This is a genomic window from Nonomuraea sp. bgisy101 (assembly GCF_057708945.1).
In genome coordinates this window covers 53,509-72,776 of the sequence record NZ_JBYITD010000009.1, presented here as the reverse complement: position 1 = coordinate 72,776, position 19,268 = coordinate 53,509, and the positions used below count along the sequence as shown (strand labels likewise).

Sequence of the window (19,268 nt, the reverse complement as noted above, 5' to 3'; positions counted from 1 at the left end):
AGCGGTTACAGAGGAGGCGGCTCCCCCGGGCGTGACTGGTAGCCGCCGGCCTCGCCGGGGCGTGACTGGTAGCCGCCGGGTGCGGGCTGCGCCGACTCCGGCGCGCCGGTCCGGGCGCCGGCGGGAGGCCGGGCGGGTGCCTCGGTGCCCGCGATGGCGTCCTGGCGTCCGCGGTCGTAGGCCGCCGCCTCGGTGCGGATGGCGCCGGTCTCGGCCTCCGCCCTGTGCAGCCAGCCCTCCCAGCGCTGCTGCATCGGCTTGACCAGGCCGCCGCCGAGTCCGACGATCAGGATGCCTGCCACCGTGGCCAGGAAGGCGATCAGGACCGGCATCGTGACGGTGGTGGCGATCTCGACCTGGTTGAGCGCGGCGATCACACCGAGGGCGATGATGAACACCTGCGCGATCGTCGCGAGCAGGCGGCCGTAGGACAGGCCGGCCAGCGCCGCGCCGACGATGTCCTTGACCGCGTTGGCGATCGCGGCGGCCACGACGACGATGATGATCGCGACCGCGGCCTTGGGCAGCCAGGCCACCACGCCGCCGAGCAGCGCGCTGATCGGGTTGGGTCCGAACACCGAGAACGAGATCTGCAGCGTGATCAGCAGCACCGCGTAGTAGATGAGCTTCGCGATGAGGCTCGAGGCGTCATAGCGGCTGCGCTCCATCATCCGGCCGATGCCGCCGCGCTCGACCCATCGATCGAACCCGACGCGTTCCAGTCCCTTCTCGACGGCCTTCTGCAGCAGCTTGGCTATCAGCCAGCCGATCACCAGGATCACCAGGAACGCGATGAACTTGGGTACGAAGGTGACGATCGCCGTCCAGGCGTCGACCAGTCCCCTTCTCCAATCGTCAGGATTCATGGCTCAGGTTCCCCCCTCCAGCCTTGTGTTCCGCCTGGCAGGAGGAAACCTGCCCCTCCGTCCGGTGACTATGCGCTATAAGTGCCGATATGCGGTATATGCCGTTTTTGTGGGTTAGGGAGAAGATCTGCGTCGCGTCCCGCGGCCCCATATCCTTATGCCATAAAGAGTCGGCCCGGAAGCAGGAGTGACGGCGTGACGGTGTACGCGGGGCAGGGCTCGATGGCGCTGCTATGGCGCGCGCAGGGCGAAGCCCGCGCCAAGCCGGGCCCGAAGCCGGGGCTGAGCGTCGACCTCATCGTGGAGACCGCGATCGCGGTCGCCGACGAAGTGGGGATGGCGGCACTGTCGATGCGCACCGTGGGCGAGCGGCTCGGCCGTACGGCGATGGCCCTCTACACCTACGTGCCGAACAAGGGCGAGCTGGTCGACCTGATGTACGACAGGTCGCTGGCGAGCCTGCCCACCGGCTACGACCTGTCGGACGGCTGGCGGGCGGCACTGACGCGGTGGGCGGAGGACATCTGCGAGTTCTACGTGCGCCACCCATGGGTGCTGCAGGTCTCGCAGGCCCGCCCGGTGCTCGGGCCCAACGAGTTCGCCCTCCTGGACACGCTCGCGCGGATCCTCGCGGCGACGGGGCTGGCGCCGCAGGTGCTGCGCGGGATCGTGGCCGCCCTGTTCGACGTGGTGCGGGGGGCGGCCAGGACGATCGCCGAGGCACGGCGGGCGCCGTCGGAGACCGGCGTGTCGGACGAGGAGTGGTGGCAGGCGCGCTCGGCGCTGCTGCAGGAGATCGCGCCCGACTTCGCCGACCGGTTCCCGATGGCGCTCTGGCTGGAAAGCGGCGGCGAAACGTCGTGGGAGGCCGATGGCGGCGAGCCGTACCTCGAGCGGGCGGCGCGGCAGGCGTTCAGGTCGGGGCTGGCCGTCCTGCTGGACGGCGTCGAGGCCGCGGCGGAAGCTTAGGACGCGGGACGCTCCGCGCCCGGGAGGGGCGCGGAGCGGCGAGGGCGGCGTCAGCCCGCGAAGGCGTCCTGGGCGGCGTGGATCTCCTTGCGCATGGTGTCACTGCCGGTGTGCCCTGAGTCGTCGACCACCACGAGCCGCGCGTCGGGCCACGCCTGGGCCAGTTCCCACGCGGTCCCCAGTGGCGAACCCAGGTCGAAGCGGCCGTGGATGAGCACGCCGGGGATGCCGGCCAGCTTGTGCGCGTCGCGCAGCAGGACGCCCTCCTCCAGCCACGCGTGGTTGGAGAAGTAGTGCGCGCAGATCCTGACGAAGGCCACCAGCGCGGCGGGCGGCCTGTCGCTGTAGGCGTTCGGCTTGCCGTTGACCTCCAGAGAGATCACCGCGTCCTCCCACGCGGCCCAGTCGTTGGCGGCCTTCGCGCGCACGTCGGGGTCGGGGTCGGACAGCAGCCGCGCGTAGGCGGCCAGCAGGTCGCCGTCGCGGTCGGCCTCGGGCACACCCTCCCTGAAGCGCTGCCACTGCTCGGGGAAGAACCTGCCCACGCCCTCGTAGAGCCATTCGGTCTCGGACCGCCGCGTCATGGTCACGGCGACGATGATCATCTCCGACACGCGTGAAGGATGGGCCTCGGCGTAGGCGAGCATCAGCGTGGAGCCCCAGGAGCCGCCGTACAGCAGCCATTTGTCGATGCCGAGATGCTCGCGCAGCCGCTCCATGTCGGCGACGAGGTGGTGGGTGGTGTTGGTGCTGAGGTCGGCGGCGGGATCGGCGGCGTGGGGCAGGCTTCTGCCGCAGTTCCGCTGGTCGAACAGGATGATCTTGTAGCGCTCGGGGTCGAAGGTCTTGCGATGGTTGGGCGAGCAGCCGCTGCCGGGGCCGCCGTGGACGACGAGCGCGGGCTTGCCCTCGGGATTGCCGCAGACCTCCCAGTAGACGAGGTGGCCATCGCCGGTGTCGAGATGGCCATGGTCATAGGGCTCGATAGGGGGATACACGCCGGGTCCTCTCCGTCAAAAATCCAACAGCGCTGTTATATTAGCGCCATGGAATCCCGTGAGGTGCTGGGCACGCGCCTGCGGCTGCTGCTCGACCTGCTCGACGACGGGGTGACGACCCTCTACCCCGCGCTCGGCCTGGACGGCTTCCGCCCGCGCTACACGCCCGTTCTGCGCAACCTGGCCACCGAAGGGCCGAGCTCCATCCGCGACCTGGCCCGCGCGATCGGCGTGACGCACTCGGCCGCCAGCCAGACGGTGGCGCAGCTGGCCAAGGAGGACCTGGTCACCCTCTCCCCCGGTGCCGACGCCCGCCAGCGCATCGTGCACCTCACGCCGAAGGCCGAGTCCCTGTTGCCGGCCATGGCCGTGGAGTGGGCGGCCGTCAACACCGCCGTGGAAGAACTGGAGTCCGAGCTGCCCTACCCGCTCAGCCGCCTGGTGGACGAGACCCTGGAGGCCCTGCGCCGCCGTCCGATGCGGGACAGGACCAGGTCGGCCGCCGAACGTCTGCGCCCGGTCACCCGGCAGGGGAAGGACTGAGAGCGGCGGCCACCGCGGCGGCGGGGCCCGGCGGCAGGGTTCCGTGGAGGAGCTCCACGCGATGGGACAGACGCGGCGCCACAACGGGGACGCCGTGGCCCACCGAGGCGGGCAGCAGGGTCAGGCCATGTCCCGCCTCGACCAGGTTCAGCACGGTGTGCACATCGTCGCCGGTGTAGGCCAGACCTGGACGGAAGCCGTCACCCAGCAGGTCGCGCAGCCGTTCGAGCGGGCACAGCGTGGTCTGCAGCCATACCGCGTCGACCAGATCGGCAAGACGCAGCCCCGCCCGGTCGGCGAGCGGGTGGCCGGCGGGAAGGGCGACCAGCAGGTTCTCCTCGGCGATCCCCACGGCGGTCAGCGGACCCACGTCGGGCAGGCGCAGGGGGTCGTTGGGCGCCGCGATGCCGTCGGCCATGCCGAGGTCGGCACGTCCCGCCGCCACCTCCCCCGCCACCTTGTCCCGGTCGAAGGTGACCAGCGTGAGGTCGAGGCGGGGGTGGGCGGCGCGGGCGCGGGCCAGCCGTCCCGCGATCGAAGGAGTCACGGACAGCGGCGAGGCGGCCACCGTCAACCGGTGGGCGGGGGCGGCCGCCGCGCGGCGCACGTCGGCTCGGGCGGCCTCCACGCGCAGCAGCAGCGGCCCCGCGTGCTCAAGCAGCCGCGCGCCGGCCTCGGTCGGCACGACGGGACGGCGGTGCAGGAGCGGCAGCCCGAGATCGGCCTCCAGAGCGGCGATCTGCTGGGAGACCGCCGACTGGGTGTAGCCGAGCTCCTCGGCCGCGGCCGAGAACGACCCCCAGCGGGCGACGGCGACCAGAGTTCTGAGCAGGTGCGGATCCATCCGCCATACTTATCGCCCTTCAGAGGGTGACGCGTACCAGGTTCCTGGCGCGCAGGGCGTACAGGGCGCGTCCGTCGGGAGCGGCGGCCAGCAGCGGCTGGGTGCCGTAGGCCTGGGCGTCGAGCCCCTCGACCACCGTGGAGATCGTCATGGCCGACGGGTCGAGCCGGTAGATCGCCTTGCCGTCGGTGCCGTACAGGCGTCCGCGCGTCTCCACGAGCGTGCCGCTGCGCGCCGCGCTGATCGGCACCTGGACCGTGCGGGTCACCTTCTTGCGCCACGGGTCGAACTCGAACAGCACGCCGGTGTCGGCGATGCCGTACAGCCTGCCGCGGTGCGCGACGAGGTCGGAGATCGACGTGGCGCCCGGCACGGGCACGGTCGACCAGCGGACCCGCTTGGTCAGCAGATCGAAGGCCGCGAGTTCGGCCTCCTTCTCGACGGGCGTGGTGCCGAGGCCGCCGGCGATCTCACTGGCGACGTAGGCGGTGCCGAGCATGCTGGTCACCGATCGGATCGACTGGTTCCGCACGACGTTCCTGAACGTCTCGATCCTGTCGCGGCGCGGGTCGTAGAGGGCCAGGGCCCCGCCGTGCAGGCCGTACTCCGGCTGGGTGCCGACCAGCAGCCGCCCGGACAGCGGGTCGTAGTGGGCGTCGAGCGGGCGGTTCTGCTCCTCGCCCACCCGGGTGAGCCGCCTGAGGTCGCTGCCGTCGGGCCGCATCCCGAACAGGTAGGCGAGCGTGTAGACCGACAGGTAGACCTGCTTGCCGACGACCGTCATCGCCTTGGCCTCGCCAGGCAGGAACGTGCGCGTGCTCGCCCCGGTGGCCAGGTCGTGCACCTGGACACCCGCCTTGCCGCTGACCAGCACCTGGTCGCGCGTCGCCGTGACGGCCATGGGCAGTTCGGGGGCGGGCGGCATGCCCGCCTGCGTGAGGTCGACGCCGGTCAGCTCGCCCGTGGCCAGGTCGTACTCCACGACCGAGCTGGTGAGCACGCCCGTCAGCTTGCCGTCGCCCACGAAGATGCGGTTGAAGGACGCCCCGTCGTACGGCACAGCCAGCTTGTCGAGCTTGGCGGTGTCGCGGTCGTAGCGGTAGAGGGTCCCCGACGGCCTGGTGCCGAAGTAGACGTCGTTGTGGGGCGCGTCGATCCCGATGGCCGTGACGTAGGAGTCGCCCGGCGCGTCCACCAGCACGTGGCGCGACGGATCGGCGGTCTCCATCAGCATCAGATCACCGGTGGCCGACAGCCCGGCCGCCAGTAGGCCGCCCTCCAGCGCCAGCGTGCCGACGAAGGTGCGGTCTGCCAGCTCGGCGGGCAGGAGCTCGCGCTTGGCGCCGGTGGCCCTGTCGATGGCGATCAGGTGCGCCTTGGCGCCCACGCCGGCGTAGACGGTGGTCTCGTCGACGGCGATGCTGCGCACGTACTGCTCGCCCGCGACCGCCTGGCCGAAGTCGCGGGTCTGCCCGGTGGCGGGGTCGTACTCGACGACGCGCCCGCGCGGGTAGGTGCCCGCGTAGATCTTCCCGTCGGGGGCGGCGTCGAGGCACCAGATGAAGTTGTCCGGTTTCACGTCGGCGACCTTCGTCGCCGTACCAGTGCGGGTGTCGACCTTGTGGATGTCGCCGGGGGTGTAGGTGCCGACGTACAGGTCGGTGCCGACGGCGGCCGCCGCCCACGTGCCGTCGCCCGTGGGCAGTTCGGCGATCGAGGTCACCTTCCGCTGGGCGGGGTCGTAGGCGCCGATCCTGGTCGGCTTGATGCCGCCGGTGCCCAGGTAGAGCCGGTCTCCCACGAACTCGGCCGCGCTGATCGAGGTCACCTCCGAAGCGGGGCCGAGGTCCTCGATCACCGGCGCGGCGGCGGCCGAGGCGGGCAGGCAGGTCAGGCCGACGGCCAGCGCCGTCGCCAGCGCCGTCGCCAGCGCCGTCGCCCGCACAGCGGCGAACCGTGTCTTTCTCATCGATGTGCCTCTCGTGTGGTGCTCAGAAGGCATAGCGGTACAGCCTTCCGACGATCTTGTAATAGAGGTTGCCGAGGTCGTCCGTGGCCAGACCGTCGAGCCCCGGGGTCTTGGGGATCAGCTCGGTGACCGCGTAGGTCGACCTCGTGATCTTGAACAGGTGGTCGCCCGCGGTGCCGTAGACGTGGGCGGGATCCTTGGCCACCGTGCGCAGGTCGGCGTCACGCCACTTCTCGGTGCCGACGTCGGAGAACTTCTTCGCGTGGTAGACGAAGTCGCCGACGGCGGGGTCGAAGACGAACAGATAGCCCTCGGCGAAGCCCCAAATCCTCCCGTCGACCACGGTGAGGTCGGTGATGGTGGTGGCGTCGGCCGCGGCGCCCGGCAGCCGCTTCGGCACCGTCTCGCCGGTGGCCGGGTCGTGGACGAACAACACCGCGGCCTCCGCCAGGGGATCGCCGGTACCGAGCGCGCCCCTGGTCGAGGTGCCGCCGTAGACCAGCCCGCCGTGGTAGGCGAGCGTGACCACGGACTGGTCGGGGACGATGTTCCTGTGGACGGTGACGGAACCGGTGGCAGGGTCGTAGATCGTCAGCGCGCCGTCGTAACGCCCGTAGTCGGGTACGGTGCCGACGAAGATCCTGCCGTCAGGCGCGCCCGCGAGCGCGTAGGGCCGCGACTGGTGGTCGCCGGCCAGGGCGAACAGCAGTCTGGGGTTCGCGCCGAAGTCCCATGGGCTCGCCGGGTCGTACTCGTAGACCTTGGCGCCCGGATAGGTGGCGACGTAGAGCCGGCCCTGGTGGTTCAGCATCGAGTCGGTCTGCGAGAAGCCCGCCCGGTGCATCAGGTCGGCGCGCAGGTCGTCGTCGTCGCCGCGCATCGGGTCGTGGACGCCCATGCCGCCGGTGAAGAAGGCCCCGCTGTAGATCTTCCCGTCGGGTCCCCCTGCGATCGCGTTGATCGCGGCGGGCAGCACGGGCGTGCCCGCCACCTCGACGGAGCGGGTGACGCCGTCGGCCGGGCGGTACTTGAACAGGCGGGTCCTGTTGGCGGCGGCGCCCAGCGCGACCAGCGTGTGGTCGGCGTCGCCTGCGAGCTTGACCCAGCCGAAGGCGGTCGGGTCCATGCCCAGGTCGACGCCGACCGCGTGCTCGGTCCGCGAGGCGATGTCGTAGGCGTACAGGGCGCTGCCCTTGGCGTAGTAGACCTTGCCGTCGCGCTCGTCGGACAGGTCGGCCGAGGTGCCGGTGATCTCGGCCTCCAGGGTCGGAGTGGCGCCGGACATCGACAGCACGATCAGCGTGGTGTCGATCCTGGCGAACAGCCTGCCGCCGGTGAGCTTCAGCGTGGTGACCATGGACCCGGCGCGCAGCCGCGCGGGCAGCGACTGCAGCAGGTCGGCCTTGGCGCCCGAGGTGTTGTCGAAGCGCACCAGCGCCGCGCTCGTCCCGGTGCCGAGGTAGGTGACGTTGGCGGCGGTGTCGTAGGCGATGCTGCGCACGTATTTCTTGCCCGCCTGGATGGGCGTGGAGCCGATGGGGGTCAGCGCGCTGTCGCCCGGCTCGTACTTGAAGAACGCGCCGGTGTCGTAGGTGCCGCCGTAGACCTTGCCGTCGCGTCCTGGGGTCAGGCACCACACGAACGAGGCGGTGCCCGCCGCCTCGCCGACCAGGCTGACCGTGCCGGAGCCCGGGGTGTGCCGGTAGACGCCCGCGTTGCTGTAGGTGCCCAGGTAGACGGTGCCGTCCGTGGCCGTCGTCGCCGCCCAGCCGCCGGTGGCGCCGGGGATCGGCACGCGCTGTACGGCGTTCTCGGTGTCGGCGTCGATCACCGCGAGCTGCGGGGTGTCGTTCTGGGTGCCGGTGTAGATGGCGTAGATCTTGTCCTGATCGGGGCCGACGCCGAACGTCGTGCCGTTGGGCGCGGAGTTCTCCACCTGGACTCCGAGGTCTGTGACCTGCGCGGTGAAGAGGATCTCGTCCCAGAAGCTGGTGCCGGTGCCGCCGACCCCCGAGTAGAGCAGAACGCTCGCACGCGTGACGCCCGCGGGCGCGGCGGCCACGACCCGCACGTCGCTCCACTGGTTCAGGGGCGCGGCGACCTGGGTGTAGGCGGAGTGCACCAGCGTCGCGCCGTTCCAGAAGCGCAGGTAGAGGTCGGCGCGTCCGGCGGCAAGGTAGACCTTGGCGAAGGCGGCGTAGGTCTTGCCCGCGGTGACGGGCACCTGCCCGCTCTGCAGGCCGACCGCGGCATCGGTGGAGCCGTCGGTGAGGCGCGCGCTTCGCGCGCCGCGCCAGGCCCGCTCGGTGCTGGGCGAGACGCCCGTGGTGCCGTGCGACTGGGTCCAGCCGGTCAGCGACGAGGTTCCTTCCTCGAAGCCGTGGTTGGCGATCACGATGTCGGCGGCTCGGGCTGCGGAGGGGATGACAAGGGCGGTCGCGAGCAGGGCGGCCAGGCAGAGCACACGGGCTAAGGCGGGGCGCAGGTGCATGACGCGTTCCTCTCTGGAACGAGCACAGCCAGGCCTGACCGATTACGGGCCAGACCGATATTGCGCCATTCGTACCATGCGCGGAAACGATCGAGCAAGACTCATCGTGCGCACATTTGCGCAACATCACGACGAGCCGAGCGGACGGGCACGGCGCGTGCCCGGCCCTGCTCCCCCACGCGTGCCAAGCCACGGCCCGGCTGAGACGTGGTTCTCCTCACGAAGGCGAAGGCCTGCCACTCTGGCGGCGGGCCTTCTGCGTGGCCCTCTGCGCCTGCCAGAAGATCTGCGGATAGTCGGCCGTGGCACCCGCGGGAAGGCGGGCGCGGAACGCTCGACCGGGTACAGAAGGGAGCGTGCAGCGGCACGACTCGCTCACGCTGTCGTCACCGCGCCCGAGTGACCCCGGCCGGCCGGATCGGTGAGGTGGTACGGGTCATGCGCCGGGATCCAAGCCGTGTCGGGGTCGAGACGGAGCGGGCCGACGTCACGGGTGAGCGCCTCGATGGTGGCCCGCACGGCCGCCCGGGTATCGTCGCGCCGCGACACCAGGGACCACGTCCAGTACGGCGACGGGTTCACGACCGGCCGCTGCGCGAGGTCGGGCGGCACCGGCGTGGTCTGGCCCTTCGGCGAGTTGATGACCGGGCGGCCGAGCCTGCGCACGTGATCGAAGAAGGCGGGGCCGGTGATGCCGCCGTCGTTGATGTCCACGATGCGGGCGCCGGTGTCGCGGGCGAACTCCTTCGCGTACAGGTTCCATGACGACCAGGTGGCGGTGTCGGCGTCCACCAGTACCACGGTGTTCTTCGCCTGGACCTCGGACGTGGCGGACCCCGCGGCGATCGCGAAGAGCCGGTCCACGCCGATCAGCCGCGCCTCGAGGCCGTAGGTGACCAGGTCCTGGGCTCGCACACAGGAGATCGCCAGGTCGAGGCTGCGGTCGGCGACCCTGCTCACCTGGACGTGCGAGGGCATGACCCACGTGTCGCCGACGAGGTGCGCGACGCCGGACGCGCGGGCGGCCAGCTCGGCCGGGCACCAGGTGACATAGCCGAGCCGTACCGGTTCGCTCGCCGACATGCCGGCCGCGGAACGGCGCAACTCGTCGGCCTGCTCCAGCAGCGCCCTGGTCCGCGGCAGCAGCGCCTCGCCGCAGGCGGTGAGGGTGACCGAGCGGCGGTCACGGTTGAACAGGCGTACGCCCAGGTCCCGTTCCAGCGCCTTGATCTGCTGGGAGAGCGAAGGGCCTGCGATGCGCAACCGTACGGCGGCCCTACCGAAGTTCAGCTCCTCGGCCACCGCGACGAAATAGCGCAGCTGGCGTAGCTCCACCCGCCCATCCTAGTGCGGTAGGAGAGAGCGCCTCTCAGCAGAGAGCGACCAGGTCGTGGCGCACAACCCCTGGTAGGGGGCACCATTCACGTATGAGCACCACAGCGGGGAAGGCCGCGGTGCGGATGCCTCCGATCGGCGGACCCACCGCGTCGATCGAGTTAGGCGGGCCTCAGCCGCCGACCTGGCTGACCTGCCGTCTCCTGAGCCTCGCGCCTGGAGCGGCGACCACTTTCTGAACAGGCAGACCCCGTGCGGCGCCGCATCACAGCGGTGCGGGTGGCGCACGCCCTCGTCCGCACGAGAAGGAAAGAGACACCATGAGTCCGCAGAAAGTCGCCGTCATCACCGGCGCGTCCCAAGGCATCGGGGAAGCGCTCGTGACCGCGTACCGCAAGCTCGGCTACGCGGTCGTCGCGAACTCCCGTTCCATCGCGCCGTCCGACGACCCCTTGATCCTGACCGTCGCGGGCGATATCGCCGACCCCGCCGTCGGCGCCCGCGTCATCGAGCAGGGTCTGGCGGCGTTCGGCCGCATCGACACGCTGGTCAACAACGCCGGCGTCTTCGTGGCCAAGCCGTTCACCGACTACACCGACGAGGACTACGACCTGGTGACCGGTGTGAACCTGCGCGGGTTCTTCGAGGTCTCGAAGCGGGCCATCACGGCGATGCTCGCCCAGGGTGGCGGGCACGTCGTCAACATCACGACCAGCCTGGTCGACCACGCCAACGCGAACGTGCCGTCCGCGCTGGCGTCGCTGACCAAGGGCGGCCTCAACGCGGTCACCAAGTCCCTGGCGATCGAGTACGCCACCAGGGGCATCAGGGTCAACGCGGTGTCGCCGGGCGTCATCCGTACGCCGATGCACGCGCCCGAGACCCACGAAGCCCTCGCCGGCCTGCACCCGGTCGGCCGGTTGGGCGAGATCGGCGACATCGTCGACGCGATCACCTATCTGGAGAACGCCCCGTTCGTCACCGGCGAGATCCTGCACGTCGACGGCGGCCAGAGCGCCGGCCACTGAGTCCGCACCCGAAGCCACCGGCCCGCCCGCCGTGGGACGGGATATCCGGCGATACAGCGTCGCCGGTTCAGGCCGGCCGGACCCACACCACCCTCGCCGGGAGTTGAGCGCGGATGCCCATCACACTCGACTGCATGCTCAGTCTCGATCTTCCAGTGATCGCCGCGCCGATGGCGGGCGGCCCCGGCACACCGGCTCTCGTGCGTGCGGCCGCCCGCGCCGGCGGCCTCGGATTCCTGGCCGCCGGATACAAGACCCCGCAGGCCGTCGCCGACGAGATCGCCGCCATGGCCGGGGACTCCGTGCCGTTCGGCGTCAACCTCTTCGTCCCCAACCCGGTTCCTGTCGATCTCGCGGCCTTCCGCCGCTACGCCGATCTCATCGCCGGCGAGGCCGAGCGTTACGGGATCGCGCTCGACGCCGACTCGCCGACGGAGGACGACGACCACTGGCACGACAAACTCGACGTCCTTCGCGCCCATCCCGTGCCCGTCGTGAGCTTCACCTTCGGCATTCCGAGCCGTGACGACCTCGCGGTGCTCCGTGCCACAGGGGCGCTGCTCGTGCAGACCGTCACCACCGTCGCCGAAGCCGAAGCCGCGGCCGACGCCGGCGTCGACGCGCTGGCGGTACAGGCCGCTGCGGCCGGCGGCCACTCCGGCACGTTCACCCCGACGCGGCCGATCGCCGACACCCCGATCAACGACCTCGTCGCCGCGGTTCGGCGCGCGGTCGACCTGCCGCTGATCGCCGTAGGCGGCCTGGCGACCGCGGACGACGTGGCCGCCGCCCTCCGGGCAGGGGCGCAGGCCGTCGCCGTCGGCACCGTCCTGCTGCGCAGCGACGAGGCCGGCAGTTCGGCCATCCACAAGGCCGCGCTCGCCGACCCGGCCCGTACGGGCACGGAGCTGACGCATGCGTTCACCGGCCGGCCCGCGCGGGCGCTGCGCAACGAGTTCACCGACCGGTACAGCGCTCTCGCGCCCTACGGCTACCCGGCCTTGCACCACCTGACCAGCGGCATGCGCAGAGCCGCCGCGGCCGCGGGCGACCCCGAACGCGTACACCTGTGGGCCGGTACGGGATTCCGGCACGCCACCGCCGAACCGGCAGCAGCGATCATGAACCGGCTGGCCGGACGGCTCTGACCCACCCGCTCACCCATCCAGCAAGGGAGGCCACCCATGACCGGCACAGAAGCTGAGATCCTCCGAACCGTTCTCGACCAGTGGAAGTCCGGCGTCGACGCCCACGACCCGAAACGCGTCGCGTCGTTGTTCACCGAAGACGCGATCTTCCAGGGCCTGCGCCCGTACAGCGTCGGCCCCGAGGGCGTCGCCGCGTACTACGACTCGCAGCCCATCGGCTTGTCCGCCTCGTACGACATCAGGGAAACCCGGCACCTCGCCGACGATCTGGTCCTCGGCTACCTCAGCGTCGACTTCTCCTTCACCGACCGGCCGGCGGTGACGGTGAATCTCAGCGTGATCGTGCGCCGGATCGGCGACGACTGGCTCATCAGCCACTACCAGGTCTCCCGGCTCGGCTGACCACACGCCTGGACGGTGCGGCCTCGGCCGGCCCCCGCCCACCGCCCAGGGCCTTCCGCGCCAGGACCGGCCGGGTGAGTGACGTTCGAGGTCAGGGGTGGGGCGGGAAAGCGCCGCCGGTGCCGGTGGCGTCCAGCGATGCCTGCTGAACGGGCCGATCGAGGTAGTGGATCACCTCGACCTGGTCCATGACCACCAGTCCTTCGGTCACGAGATCGTCGAGCTGGGGCAGGAAGGCGCGGATCTTGTCCTCGGCGTCGATGAGGGTGATGTGGCGCTAGGCTGAACGGGTGTGAGGGTGCCGCGCGGGTGAGAGGGCCGCGAGGCGCCCTGCGGCGGTGGGGCCCGCCGTACCCGAACCGCGGTGTCGTACCGCCGCCAACGGTCCCTGCTCGTGACAGCTCGCGCCCGCCTCCGGCGGACGCCCACGTGCAGGGGAGACATGCGCTCAGCTGAGGTGAGGCCCGCGGCAGTGACCGAGCCCGTCGACCCCGATGTCGATCTGTCGGATGCGCGCCAGCGCAGGGAGCTGCGCCGCTCGCACTACCGCGTGCTGGCGGCCGTCGCCGCGGGTGGCATGATCGGGACCGCCGCCCGGTATGGGGCGGCGCTGCTGTGGCCGACCGCGGCCGGAGCGTTTCCGTGGACCACCCTGGGCGTCAACGCCGTCGGCTGCCTGGTGATCGGCGTCTTCCTCGTGGTCGTGAGCGAGACCTGGACCGCGCCGGGATGGGTGCGGCCGTTCTTCGCCACGGGCGTGCTGGGCGGGTTCACCACCTTCTCCACCTACTGCGTGGACATCCAGCGCCTGGTGTCCGCAGGGCATCCGGGCCCGGCGCTGGCCTATCTGGCGGGCACGGTCGCCGCCGCGCTGGTGGCGGTCACAGCCGGAACGTGGATCACCCGCCGCGTCCTGGCGGCCGGGATGGCGAGACGAGCGGCGAGGAGAGCACGATGATCATGTTCGGACGGGCGCTGCGGCTGACGGTCTTCCTCGACGACACCGACACCTGGCACCACCGCCCCATGTTCACCGAGATCGTGCACCGCGCGCACGCCGCCGGGCTGGCCGGGGCATCGGTCTTTCGCGGCGTGGAAGGGTTCGGCGCCACCCAGGTCGTGCACACCACCCGGCTGCTGTCGATGGCCGACGACCTGCCGGTTGCCGTGGTGATCATCGACGCGGAAGAGCGGATCCGCGCGTTCCTGCCACAGCTGGACGACCTGCTCATCGAGGGCCTGGCCGTGCTGGACGAGGTCGAGGTCGTCCACCACCGCGGCCGGCAGACCAATCAGCAGGAGGAACGGTGAACTGGCTGCTGGTGCTGGTCGGTGGCGCGGTCGGCGCACCGCTGCGCTACCTGACCGACCGGGCCGTCCAAGCCCGCCACGACACCGTCTTCCCGTGGGGCACCTTCGCCGTCAACGTGGTCGGCTCGCTGATCCTGGGCGTGCTGGCCGGGGCGGCGCTGTCCGGCGTGGCCGGTCCTGCACTGCAGTTGCTCCTGGGCACCGGTTTCTGCGGGGCGCTGACCACGTATTCGACGTTCTCCTACGAGACGTTGCGCTTGGCCGAGACCGGCGCGGTCTTCTTCGCCGTCGCCAACGTCGTCGCCTCGGTGGTGGCGGGCCTGGGCGCGGTGTTCGTCGGCCTGACGATCGCCCAGGCGGCGTTCGGCTGACCTCCCATGGCGGAGCGGCGGTCTCGCGCGTGTTCGCCAGGCCGCTGCTCGTGACGCCGTCGGTCGTGCCGGTGCGCACGATCTGCTCGACGTGCTCGCTGACCCGGCCGGACACGCTCGCAACGTGCCCGGCTCGTCGCGATTCCGTGACTAGACCGCGCGGGCGCCGTGTGGGTGGCGGGGGCGCCTGGTGTCCACGTTGCCGGTCAGGGTTCTGAGGACGCCGGGCAGCTCCGCCACCGTCGCGGCGGGCAGGCCGGTCACGGTCTCCTCCGCCAGGGCGCACCATAGCTGCTTGACCTGCTCGGCCAGGGCCCTTCCGCTGTCGGTGAGTTCGACGATGCTGGCGCGCTTGTCGGAGGGGGCGGGTTTGCGGCGGATGTGGCCGCTGGCTTCGAGCTTGCGGGTCATGAGCGTGACGCTGGGCGGCTCGCAGCCGAGCGCCTCGCTGAGCTGGGCCTGGATCGTCGGGCCGGTCCGGGCGAGCTCGAGCAGGAGCGCCTCCTGTCCAGGGTGCAGGCCGAGCGGGGCCAGCAGCGCCGCGGCCCTGGCCCGGTGGCGCAGGCTCAGGAGGCGGATGGCCTGGTTGAGTGCGTCGGCTTGCTCGAAGTCCACGAGTTCTCCTTGACAGATTAGTTATGCGCATAATAGTTATTCGCATAACTAATCTACACGACTTCGAGGAGTCTGGCATGACCGTGAAGGTCGCAGTCATCTACTACAGCGCGACAGGCGCCGTGCACGCACTCGCGCAGGCCGTCGCCGATGGCGCCGCCTCGGCCGGGGCCGAGGTGCGGCTGCGGCGGGTCGCCGAGCTGGCACCCGACAGCGTGATCGACCAGAACCCGCTGTGGCGGCGGCACACCGACACCGCCACGTCGATCGCCCAGGCCTCGGTCGAGGACCTCGCGTGGGCCGACGCGTTCGCGTTCGGGACGCCGACCCGGTTCGGCGCGCCGGCCGCGCAGCTCAAGCAGTTCATCGACCAGGCCGGCGGCCTGTGGCGGGAAGGCGTGCTGGCCGACAAGCCGGTGACGGCGTTCACCTCGGCGTTCAACCGGCACGGCGGCAGCGAGGCCACGATCTTGTCGCTGGGCAACGTCTTCTACCACTGGGGGGCGCTGATCGTCCCGCCCGGATTCACCGATCCGGTCGTGTACGCCGCCGGCGGCAACCCCTACGGCACGTCGTTCGTGACCGGCCCGACCGGAGACGGCCCGGACGCCGCGGCGCTGGAAGCGGCCAGGTACCAGGGACGGCGGCTGGCCCGGATCACGACCCGGCTGCTGGAGAGCGGCCGCGGCACCGATGCCGACGGGAACTCCAGCGAAGCCATGGCCGGAACGATCTCCCAGACCGCGTGAGCGGCGGATCAGAGAGGAGGCAGTCATGACAAGCACCAGCACAACGCAGCGAGCCAGGTCGCACACCGGCCCCGCCTGGTTGGTCCTGTCATTGGCGTGTGCCAGCCAGTTCATGGTGATCCTGGACGCGTCCATCGTCAACGTCGCCCTGCCCTCGGTCCGCGAGGAGCTCGGATTCACACCCACCGGCCTGGCCTGGGTGGTGAACGGCTATCTGCTCAGCTTCGCCGGCTTCATGCTGTTGGGTGGCCGCGCCGCCGACCTGTTCGGCCCGCGCCGGATGCTGATCGCCGGGCTGTTCTTGTTCTCCGCCTCGAGTCTGGCCGGCGGTCTGGCGACCGCTCCTGGGGTCCTGGTGGCGGCCCGCGTCGCGCAGGGCATCGGAGCGGCCATGATGGCCCCGGCGACGCTGGCCGTGATCAACACGTCGTTCACCGAGCCGAACGCTCGCGCCAAGGCGTTCGGCGCATGGTCCGCCTCGGGCGGTGTGGGCGGGATGGCCGGCGCGGTCGCGGGCGGTGCCATCACCACCGGCCTGTCGTGGCGGTGGGTCTTCCTCATCAACGTGCCGATCGGCGCGGTGCTGATCGTCGTGGCCATGATGTCGCTGGCCGGCACGCGAACCGGCCGGCGGGAGTCGCTCGACCTCACCGGCGCGTTCACGGGGACGGCGGGGCTGGCCGCGCTGATCTACGGGGTCATGCAGAGCGCCGATCACGGCTGGTCGTCCGGGCCGGTCGTCGGGCCGGTAGCGGCGGGCCTGCTCCTGCTCGTCGTCTTCACCGTGGTGGAGGCGCGTTTCGCCGGCCAGCCGATGGTGCCCCTGCGGCTGTTCCGAATCCGGGGGGTGGCCGTCGGCAACGCCATGCTGCTGCTGTTCGGCGGCATTGCCATCGCGATGTGGTACTTCACGTCGCTCTTCCTGCAGAACGTCCTCGGCTTCAGCGCGCTTCAAGCCGGCCTCGGGCAGACACCCGCGGCGGTGACGTTCATGGTGATCGCGCGATGGGCCGCCACCCTGCTGCCGCGAACCGGTGTGCGCCCCCTGGTGCTGGCCGGCAGCGCCTGCTTCCTGACCGGCTTCGGCTGGCTCTCCCTGGCCCACGCCGACAGCGGCTACGTCACCAGCGTGCTCGGGCCTACGCTGCTCATCGCGGTCGGCATCGGGCTGACCTTCCCCACCCTCATGGCCGCGGCGACCGCCGACGCTCCCGAAGGCGACGCGGGGATCATCGGCGGCCTGGCGAACACCTCCAGTCAGGTGGGCGGGTCGATCGGCCTGGCGGTGCTCGCGACGGCCGCCGGCACCACAGCCGCGTCGGAGGCCGACGGGCGTTCCCCGGTCGACGCCCTCGCCGTCGGCTACGACCTGGTCTTCCTCATGGCGGCCGGGCTCGGCCTGGCCATCGCCGTGGTCAGCTTGCTGCTGCCGCGGCACCGGCGCGGCTGACCGCCGGGCCGGGCGGCAGGCCGTCGCGACCTTGTAGTCACCGCCCAGCATGCGGCTTGCGCCAGGTCATGATCTCGGTTGCCGGAAGGCGCTCCGCGAAGCGGTTGTCAGGTGATGTCCGTCGCAGCATCGCGCGCAGGTCCCGCTCGAAGTCCTCCAGCCTGTCGCCGAACAGATGAGGGGCGGAGTCGGATCGGGAGAACACCCACGCCACGATGTCGTCCGCGGCGCGGTCGACCACTTCCCCGGCCGGCACGACATGCCGTTCGAAACTCTCGAACCCGGCCCGCGCCAGAACGAGGTCCTCCCGGTCCGGCGTGCCGTTGACAAGTGTTCCCTGCCCCGCGCGGCGCACCGGGCCGAGGTATCGACGCACCAGGTCGCTGATCTGCGGGTACGGAGGAGCGGGCAGCGGCAGCGGCGCCGGTTCGGCGGGCGGATTCTTGAGGTCGCTCATGTGGACGAACACACCTCCCGGCTCCAGCATCTCCAGCACGATCTCGGCCACACGATCCCGATCCGTCCAGTGGAAGGACTGGGCGAACACCACGACCCGGAACTCACCCAGACCAGCCGGCAGGTGCTCGGCGCGGGCCGCCACCCAGCGTGCGTTGACCACCCCGCGGCGCTTGGCCTGCCGCTCGGCCTCGGCCAGCATGTCCTCATCGGGGTCGACGCCGACCGCCTCGATGAACAGCCGCGCCAGGGCGAGGGTCACGATCCCCGGCCCGCAGCCGACATCGAGGAGCCTGCCCCGGCCGTCCAGGCCGAGGGCCGTGGCCAGCGTTTCGGCGAAGCCCGGGGCATACGGCAACCGGCCGCGCTCGTAGTAGGCCGCGCTTCCCTGGAACAGCGTGCTGTCCCACTGCCATCCGTCAGGCATGTCGATCCCCCTCCGCGAGCGCGCCCACCAGCTCTCGTCCGCAGCAGCCTAGAAGATCTTGATCCACAGGTCCTGACGATCTGCTCGGCACACGACCATCAGCCCCCAGGGGAATGGCGTCGACCCACTTCGGGTCGCCGATGGCCGCGCGGCTGTACGTCCCGCAGGGAGGGACGTTGGTGACGGTTGCTGAAAGTTTGCCGCCGGGTGTGTGGCAGGAGAGACAGGACGAGGGACGCTGAAGGCGAAGCCCGAAGACGCTCTGCTGGGGGCTGTCACAGGTCCGGAGGCTTTCCTGTCCTAGCAGGCGACCGGTTGGCCAAGGGTGCCCCGGCGGACAGAAAGGTTCGTCATGAAGATCGTGGTAGTCGGCGGCACCGGCCTGATCGGGTCGAAGCTCGTCACCAAGCTCGGCGAGCAAGGCCACGAGGCGGTGGCCGCGTCACCGAACACCGGCGTGAACACCCTCACCGGCGAAGGGCTGGCCGACGCTGTGGCGGGCGCGCAGGTGGTGATCGACGTGTCGAACTCCCCCACCTTCGAGGAGGCCGCCGTGCTGGAGTTCTTCCAGACCTCCACCCGCAATCTGCTGGCCGCGGAGGCGGCGGCCGGCGTCGGCCACCACGTCGCGCTGTCGGTGGTCGGAACGGAACGGCCGCCCGGCAACGCCTACTTCCGGGCGAAGATCGCCCAGGAGAAGCTGATCGAGGAATCGTCGATCCCTTACTCGCTCGTGCACGCCACCCAGTTCTTCGAGTTCGTCCGGAGGATCGCCGACGACGCCACGGACGGCGACAAGGTGCGGATGGCGCCCGTGCTCTTCCAGCCCATGGCGGGCGACGACGTCGCCGAGGCGGTCGGCCGGACCGCGGTGGGGTCGCCGCTGAACGGCATGGTCGAGGTGGCCGGGCCCGAGCAGTTCAGGATGGACGAGTTCTTCCGTGACGCGCTGGCATCCTGGGGCGATCCGCGCGAGGTGGTCACCGACCCGCACGCCCACTACTTCGGAGCCGAACTGCTCGAGCGGTCGCTGGTGCCGGACGACGACGCCGTCCTCGGCCAGATCCGCTACCGCGACTGGCCCGGCCGGAACGCGGCCGAAAAGTAGCGCGGCCCCGCCCGACATCACACGGGCCCATCACCCATAGGTCACGACCCGGCGACCACCAGAGCCAAGCCGAGATCGACCGCATGGCAGAACGCGATCACCATGCTGCAGGAGGTCCAGCCGCCCTTCATCCCGGAGGGAGCGCGCGTGATGACCATGATCGGCGACCCCGGCGCGCCGCCGCACCA

General features: G+C 71.0%; 20 protein-coding genes. 11 read left to right on the top strand and 9 right to left on the bottom strand.

Annotated elements, in window-relative coordinates; translation table 11 throughout:
• Positions 1 to 5: 5 nt before the first annotated feature.
• A complete protein-coding gene (locus AC3EO4_RS18475) occupies positions 6 to 866 on the bottom strand; it encodes a mechanosensitive ion channel family protein (protein WP_379572383.1) in 861 nt (286 codons plus the stop codon).
• Between the two features lie 195 nt (positions 867 to 1,061).
• On the opposite strand from AC3EO4_RS18475, the gene AC3EO4_RS18470 reads away from it, so the two are divergent.
• Positions 1,062 to 1,835, top strand: a complete 774-nt coding sequence (locus AC3EO4_RS18470; protein WP_431896766.1) for a TetR/AcrR family transcriptional regulator C-terminal domain-containing protein — start codon at positions 1,062 to 1,064, stop codon at positions 1,833 to 1,835.
• Positions 1,836 to 1,885: 50 nt separating this feature from the next.
• Here the strand turns inward: AC3EO4_RS18470 and pip are convergent, their stop codons facing one another.
• Complete coding sequence (gene pip / locus AC3EO4_RS18465) at positions 1,886 to 2,833, bottom strand: prolyl aminopeptidase (RefSeq protein ID WP_431896764.1); 948 nt, start codon at positions 2,831 to 2,833, stop codon at positions 1,886 to 1,888.
• A gap of 48 nt (positions 2,834 to 2,881) precedes the next feature.
• On the opposite strand from pip, the gene AC3EO4_RS18460 reads away from it, so the two are divergent.
• Entirely contained in the window at positions 2,882 to 3,376 is a 495-nt protein-coding gene (locus AC3EO4_RS18460) for a MarR family winged helix-turn-helix transcriptional regulator (protein WP_431896762.1), read from the top strand.
• Here AC3EO4_RS18460 and AC3EO4_RS18455 read toward each other — a convergent pair.
• The 4 genes from AC3EO4_RS18455 to AC3EO4_RS18440 form a co-directional block, all read right to left on the bottom strand.
• Positions 3,354 to 4,220: a LysR family transcriptional regulator gene (locus AC3EO4_RS18455; protein ID WP_379572379.1), complete on the bottom strand. Its 867-nt coding sequence runs from the start codon at positions 4,218 to 4,220 to the stop codon at positions 3,354 to 3,356. The two genes, AC3EO4_RS18460 and AC3EO4_RS18455, sit on opposite strands and share 23 nt — an antisense overlap.
• 19 nt (positions 4,221 to 4,239) lie before the next feature.
• Complete coding sequence (locus AC3EO4_RS18450) at positions 4,240 to 6,189, bottom strand: ligand-binding sensor domain-containing protein (RefSeq protein WP_431896760.1); 1,950 nt, start codon at positions 6,187 to 6,189, stop codon at positions 4,240 to 4,242.
• Between the two features lie 22 nt (positions 6,190 to 6,211).
• The gene (locus AC3EO4_RS18445; RefSeq protein WP_431896758.1) at positions 6,212 to 8,680 is read right to left on the bottom strand and encodes a ligand-binding sensor domain-containing protein; all 2,469 of its coding nucleotides are present in this window, start codon (positions 8,678 to 8,680) and stop codon (positions 6,212 to 6,214) included.
• Between the two features lie 375 nt (positions 8,681 to 9,055).
• A complete protein-coding gene (locus tag AC3EO4_RS18440) occupies positions 9,056 to 10,015 on the bottom strand; it encodes a LysR family transcriptional regulator (protein WP_431896756.1) in 960 nt (319 codons plus the stop codon).
• A 320-nt stretch (positions 10,016 to 10,335) separates the two neighbouring features.
• Between AC3EO4_RS18440 and AC3EO4_RS18435 the strand changes: the two genes are divergently transcribed.
• The 3 genes from AC3EO4_RS18435 to AC3EO4_RS18425 all read left to right on the top strand — a co-directional run bounded on the left by AC3EO4_RS18435 (position 10,336) and on the right by AC3EO4_RS18425 (position 12,593).
• Positions 10,336 to 11,043, top strand: coding sequence for an SDR family NAD(P)-dependent oxidoreductase (locus tag AC3EO4_RS18435; RefSeq protein ID WP_379572375.1), 708 nt, complete (start codon positions 10,336 to 10,338; stop codon positions 11,041 to 11,043).
• Between the two features lie 134 nt (positions 11,044 to 11,177).
• On the top strand, positions 11,178 to 12,191 hold the full coding sequence (locus tag AC3EO4_RS18430; RefSeq protein ID WP_431896753.1) for a nitronate monooxygenase: 1,014 nt from the start codon (positions 11,178 to 11,180) through the stop codon (positions 12,189 to 12,191).
• Between the two features lie 36 nt (positions 12,192 to 12,227).
• Positions 12,228 to 12,593 carry a YybH family protein gene (locus AC3EO4_RS18425; RefSeq protein ID WP_379572373.1) on the top strand — a complete coding sequence of 122 codons (366 nt, stop codon included), beginning with the start codon at positions 12,228 to 12,230 and terminating at the stop codon, positions 12,591 to 12,593.
• Between the two features lie 91 nt (positions 12,594 to 12,684).
• On the opposite strand, the gene AC3EO4_RS18420 is transcribed toward AC3EO4_RS18425, so the two are convergent.
• Positions 12,685 to 12,855, bottom strand: a complete 171-nt coding sequence (locus AC3EO4_RS18420) for a DUF190 domain-containing protein (RefSeq protein WP_379572557.1) — start codon at positions 12,853 to 12,855, stop codon at positions 12,685 to 12,687.
• Between the two features lie 210 nt (positions 12,856 to 13,065).
• Between AC3EO4_RS18420 and AC3EO4_RS18415 the strand changes: the two genes are divergently transcribed.
• Genes AC3EO4_RS18415 through crcB form a run of 3 tightly spaced genes read left to right on the top strand, consistent with a single transcriptional unit; the run spans position 13,066 to position 14,275 of the window.
• Positions 13,066 to 13,551, top strand: a complete 486-nt coding sequence (locus tag AC3EO4_RS18415; RefSeq protein ID WP_431896751.1) for a fluoride efflux transporter FluC — start codon at positions 13,066 to 13,068, stop codon at positions 13,549 to 13,551.
• The gene (locus AC3EO4_RS18410; protein WP_379572371.1) at positions 13,548 to 13,904 is read left to right on the top strand and encodes a DUF190 domain-containing protein; all 357 of its coding nucleotides are present in this window, start codon (positions 13,548 to 13,550) and stop codon (positions 13,902 to 13,904) included. The genes AC3EO4_RS18415 and AC3EO4_RS18410 overlap by 4 nt, the downstream gene beginning before the upstream one ends.
• Positions 13,901 to 14,275 carry a fluoride efflux transporter CrcB gene (gene crcB, locus AC3EO4_RS18405; protein WP_379572370.1) on the top strand — a complete coding sequence of 125 codons (375 nt, stop codon included), beginning with the start codon at positions 13,901 to 13,903 and terminating at the stop codon, positions 14,273 to 14,275. Before AC3EO4_RS18410 ends, crcB begins: the two co-directional genes overlap by 4 nt.
• A 150-nt stretch (positions 14,276 to 14,425) precedes the next feature.
• On the opposite strand, the gene AC3EO4_RS18400 is transcribed toward crcB, so the two are convergent.
• Positions 14,426 to 14,890, bottom strand: coding sequence for a MarR family winged helix-turn-helix transcriptional regulator (locus AC3EO4_RS18400; RefSeq protein ID WP_431896748.1), 465 nt, complete (start codon positions 14,888 to 14,890; stop codon positions 14,426 to 14,428).
• A 77-nt stretch (positions 14,891 to 14,967) separates the two neighbouring features.
• Between AC3EO4_RS18400 and wrbA the strand changes: the two genes are divergently transcribed.
• Both wrbA and AC3EO4_RS18390 read left to right on the top strand, forming a co-directional pair.
• Positions 14,968 to 15,639, top strand: coding sequence for an NAD(P)H:quinone oxidoreductase (wrbA, locus tag AC3EO4_RS18395; RefSeq protein ID WP_431896746.1), 672 nt, complete (start codon positions 14,968 to 14,970; stop codon positions 15,637 to 15,639).
• Between the two features lie 25 nt (positions 15,640 to 15,664).
• Positions 15,665 to 17,089, top strand: a complete 1,425-nt coding sequence (locus AC3EO4_RS18390; protein WP_379572367.1) for an MFS transporter — start codon at positions 15,665 to 15,667, stop codon at positions 17,087 to 17,089.
• A gap of 37 nt (positions 17,090 to 17,126) precedes the next feature.
• Here AC3EO4_RS18390 and AC3EO4_RS18385 read toward each other — a convergent pair whose 3' ends face one another.
• Positions 17,127 to 17,972: a class I SAM-dependent methyltransferase gene (locus AC3EO4_RS18385; RefSeq protein ID WP_431896743.1), complete on the bottom strand. Its 846-nt coding sequence runs from the start codon at positions 17,970 to 17,972 to the stop codon at positions 17,127 to 17,129.
• Between the two features lie 352 nt (positions 17,973 to 18,324).
• On the opposite strand from AC3EO4_RS18385, the gene AC3EO4_RS18380 reads away from it, so the two are divergent.
• Complete coding sequence (locus AC3EO4_RS18380; RefSeq protein ID WP_431896741.1) at positions 18,325 to 19,080, top strand: SDR family oxidoreductase; 756 nt, start codon at positions 18,325 to 18,327, stop codon at positions 19,078 to 19,080.
• Positions 19,081 to 19,268: the final 188 nt, after the last annotated feature.

Excerpts from the sequence above, each read along its gene's own strand:
- AC3EO4_RS18475 (WP_379572383.1), bottom strand. The coding sequence starts at position 866 with ATGAATCCTGACGATTGGAGAAGGGGACTGGTCGACGCCTGGACGGCG.
- AC3EO4_RS18445 (WP_431896758.1), bottom strand. The coding sequence starts at position 8,680 with ATGCACCTGCGCCCCGCCTTAGCCCGTGTGCTCTGCCTGGCCGCCCTG.
- AC3EO4_RS18425 (WP_379572373.1), top strand. The coding sequence starts at position 12,228 with ATGACCGGCACAGAAGCTGAGATCCTCCGAACCGTTCTCGACCAGTGG.
- AC3EO4_RS18435 (WP_379572375.1), top strand. The coding sequence starts at position 10,336 with ATGAGTCCGCAGAAAGTCGCCGTCATCACCGGCGCGTCCCAAGGCATC.
- AC3EO4_RS18390 (WP_379572367.1), top strand. The coding sequence starts at position 15,665 with ATGACAAGCACCAGCACAACGCAGCGAGCCAGGTCGCACACCGGCCCC.
- AC3EO4_RS18410 (WP_379572371.1), top strand. The coding sequence starts at position 13,548 with ATGATCATGTTCGGACGGGCGCTGCGGCTGACGGTCTTCCTCGACGAC.
- wrbA (WP_431896746.1), top strand. The coding sequence starts at position 14,968 with ATGACCGTGAAGGTCGCAGTCATCTACTACAGCGCGACAGGCGCCGTG.
- AC3EO4_RS18380 (WP_431896741.1), top strand. The coding sequence starts at position 18,325 with ATGAAGATCGTGGTAGTCGGCGGCACCGGCCTGATCGGGTCGAAGCTC.
- AC3EO4_RS18430 (WP_431896753.1), top strand. The coding sequence starts at position 11,178 with ATGCTCAGTCTCGATCTTCCAGTGATCGCCGCGCCGATGGCGGGCGGC.
- AC3EO4_RS18385 (WP_431896743.1), bottom strand. The coding sequence starts at position 17,972 with ATGCCTGACGGATGGCAGTGGGACAGCACGCTGTTCCAGGGAAGCGCG.
- AC3EO4_RS18455 (WP_379572379.1), bottom strand. The coding sequence starts at position 4,220 with ATGGATCCGCACCTGCTCAGAACTCTGGTCGCCGTCGCCCGCTGGGGG.
- AC3EO4_RS18460 (WP_431896762.1), top strand. The coding sequence starts at position 2,882 with ATGGAATCCCGTGAGGTGCTGGGCACGCGCCTGCGGCTGCTGCTCGAC.
- AC3EO4_RS18450 (WP_431896760.1), bottom strand. The coding sequence starts at position 6,189 with ATGAGAAAGACACGGTTCGCCGCTGTGCGGGCGACGGCGCTGGCGACG.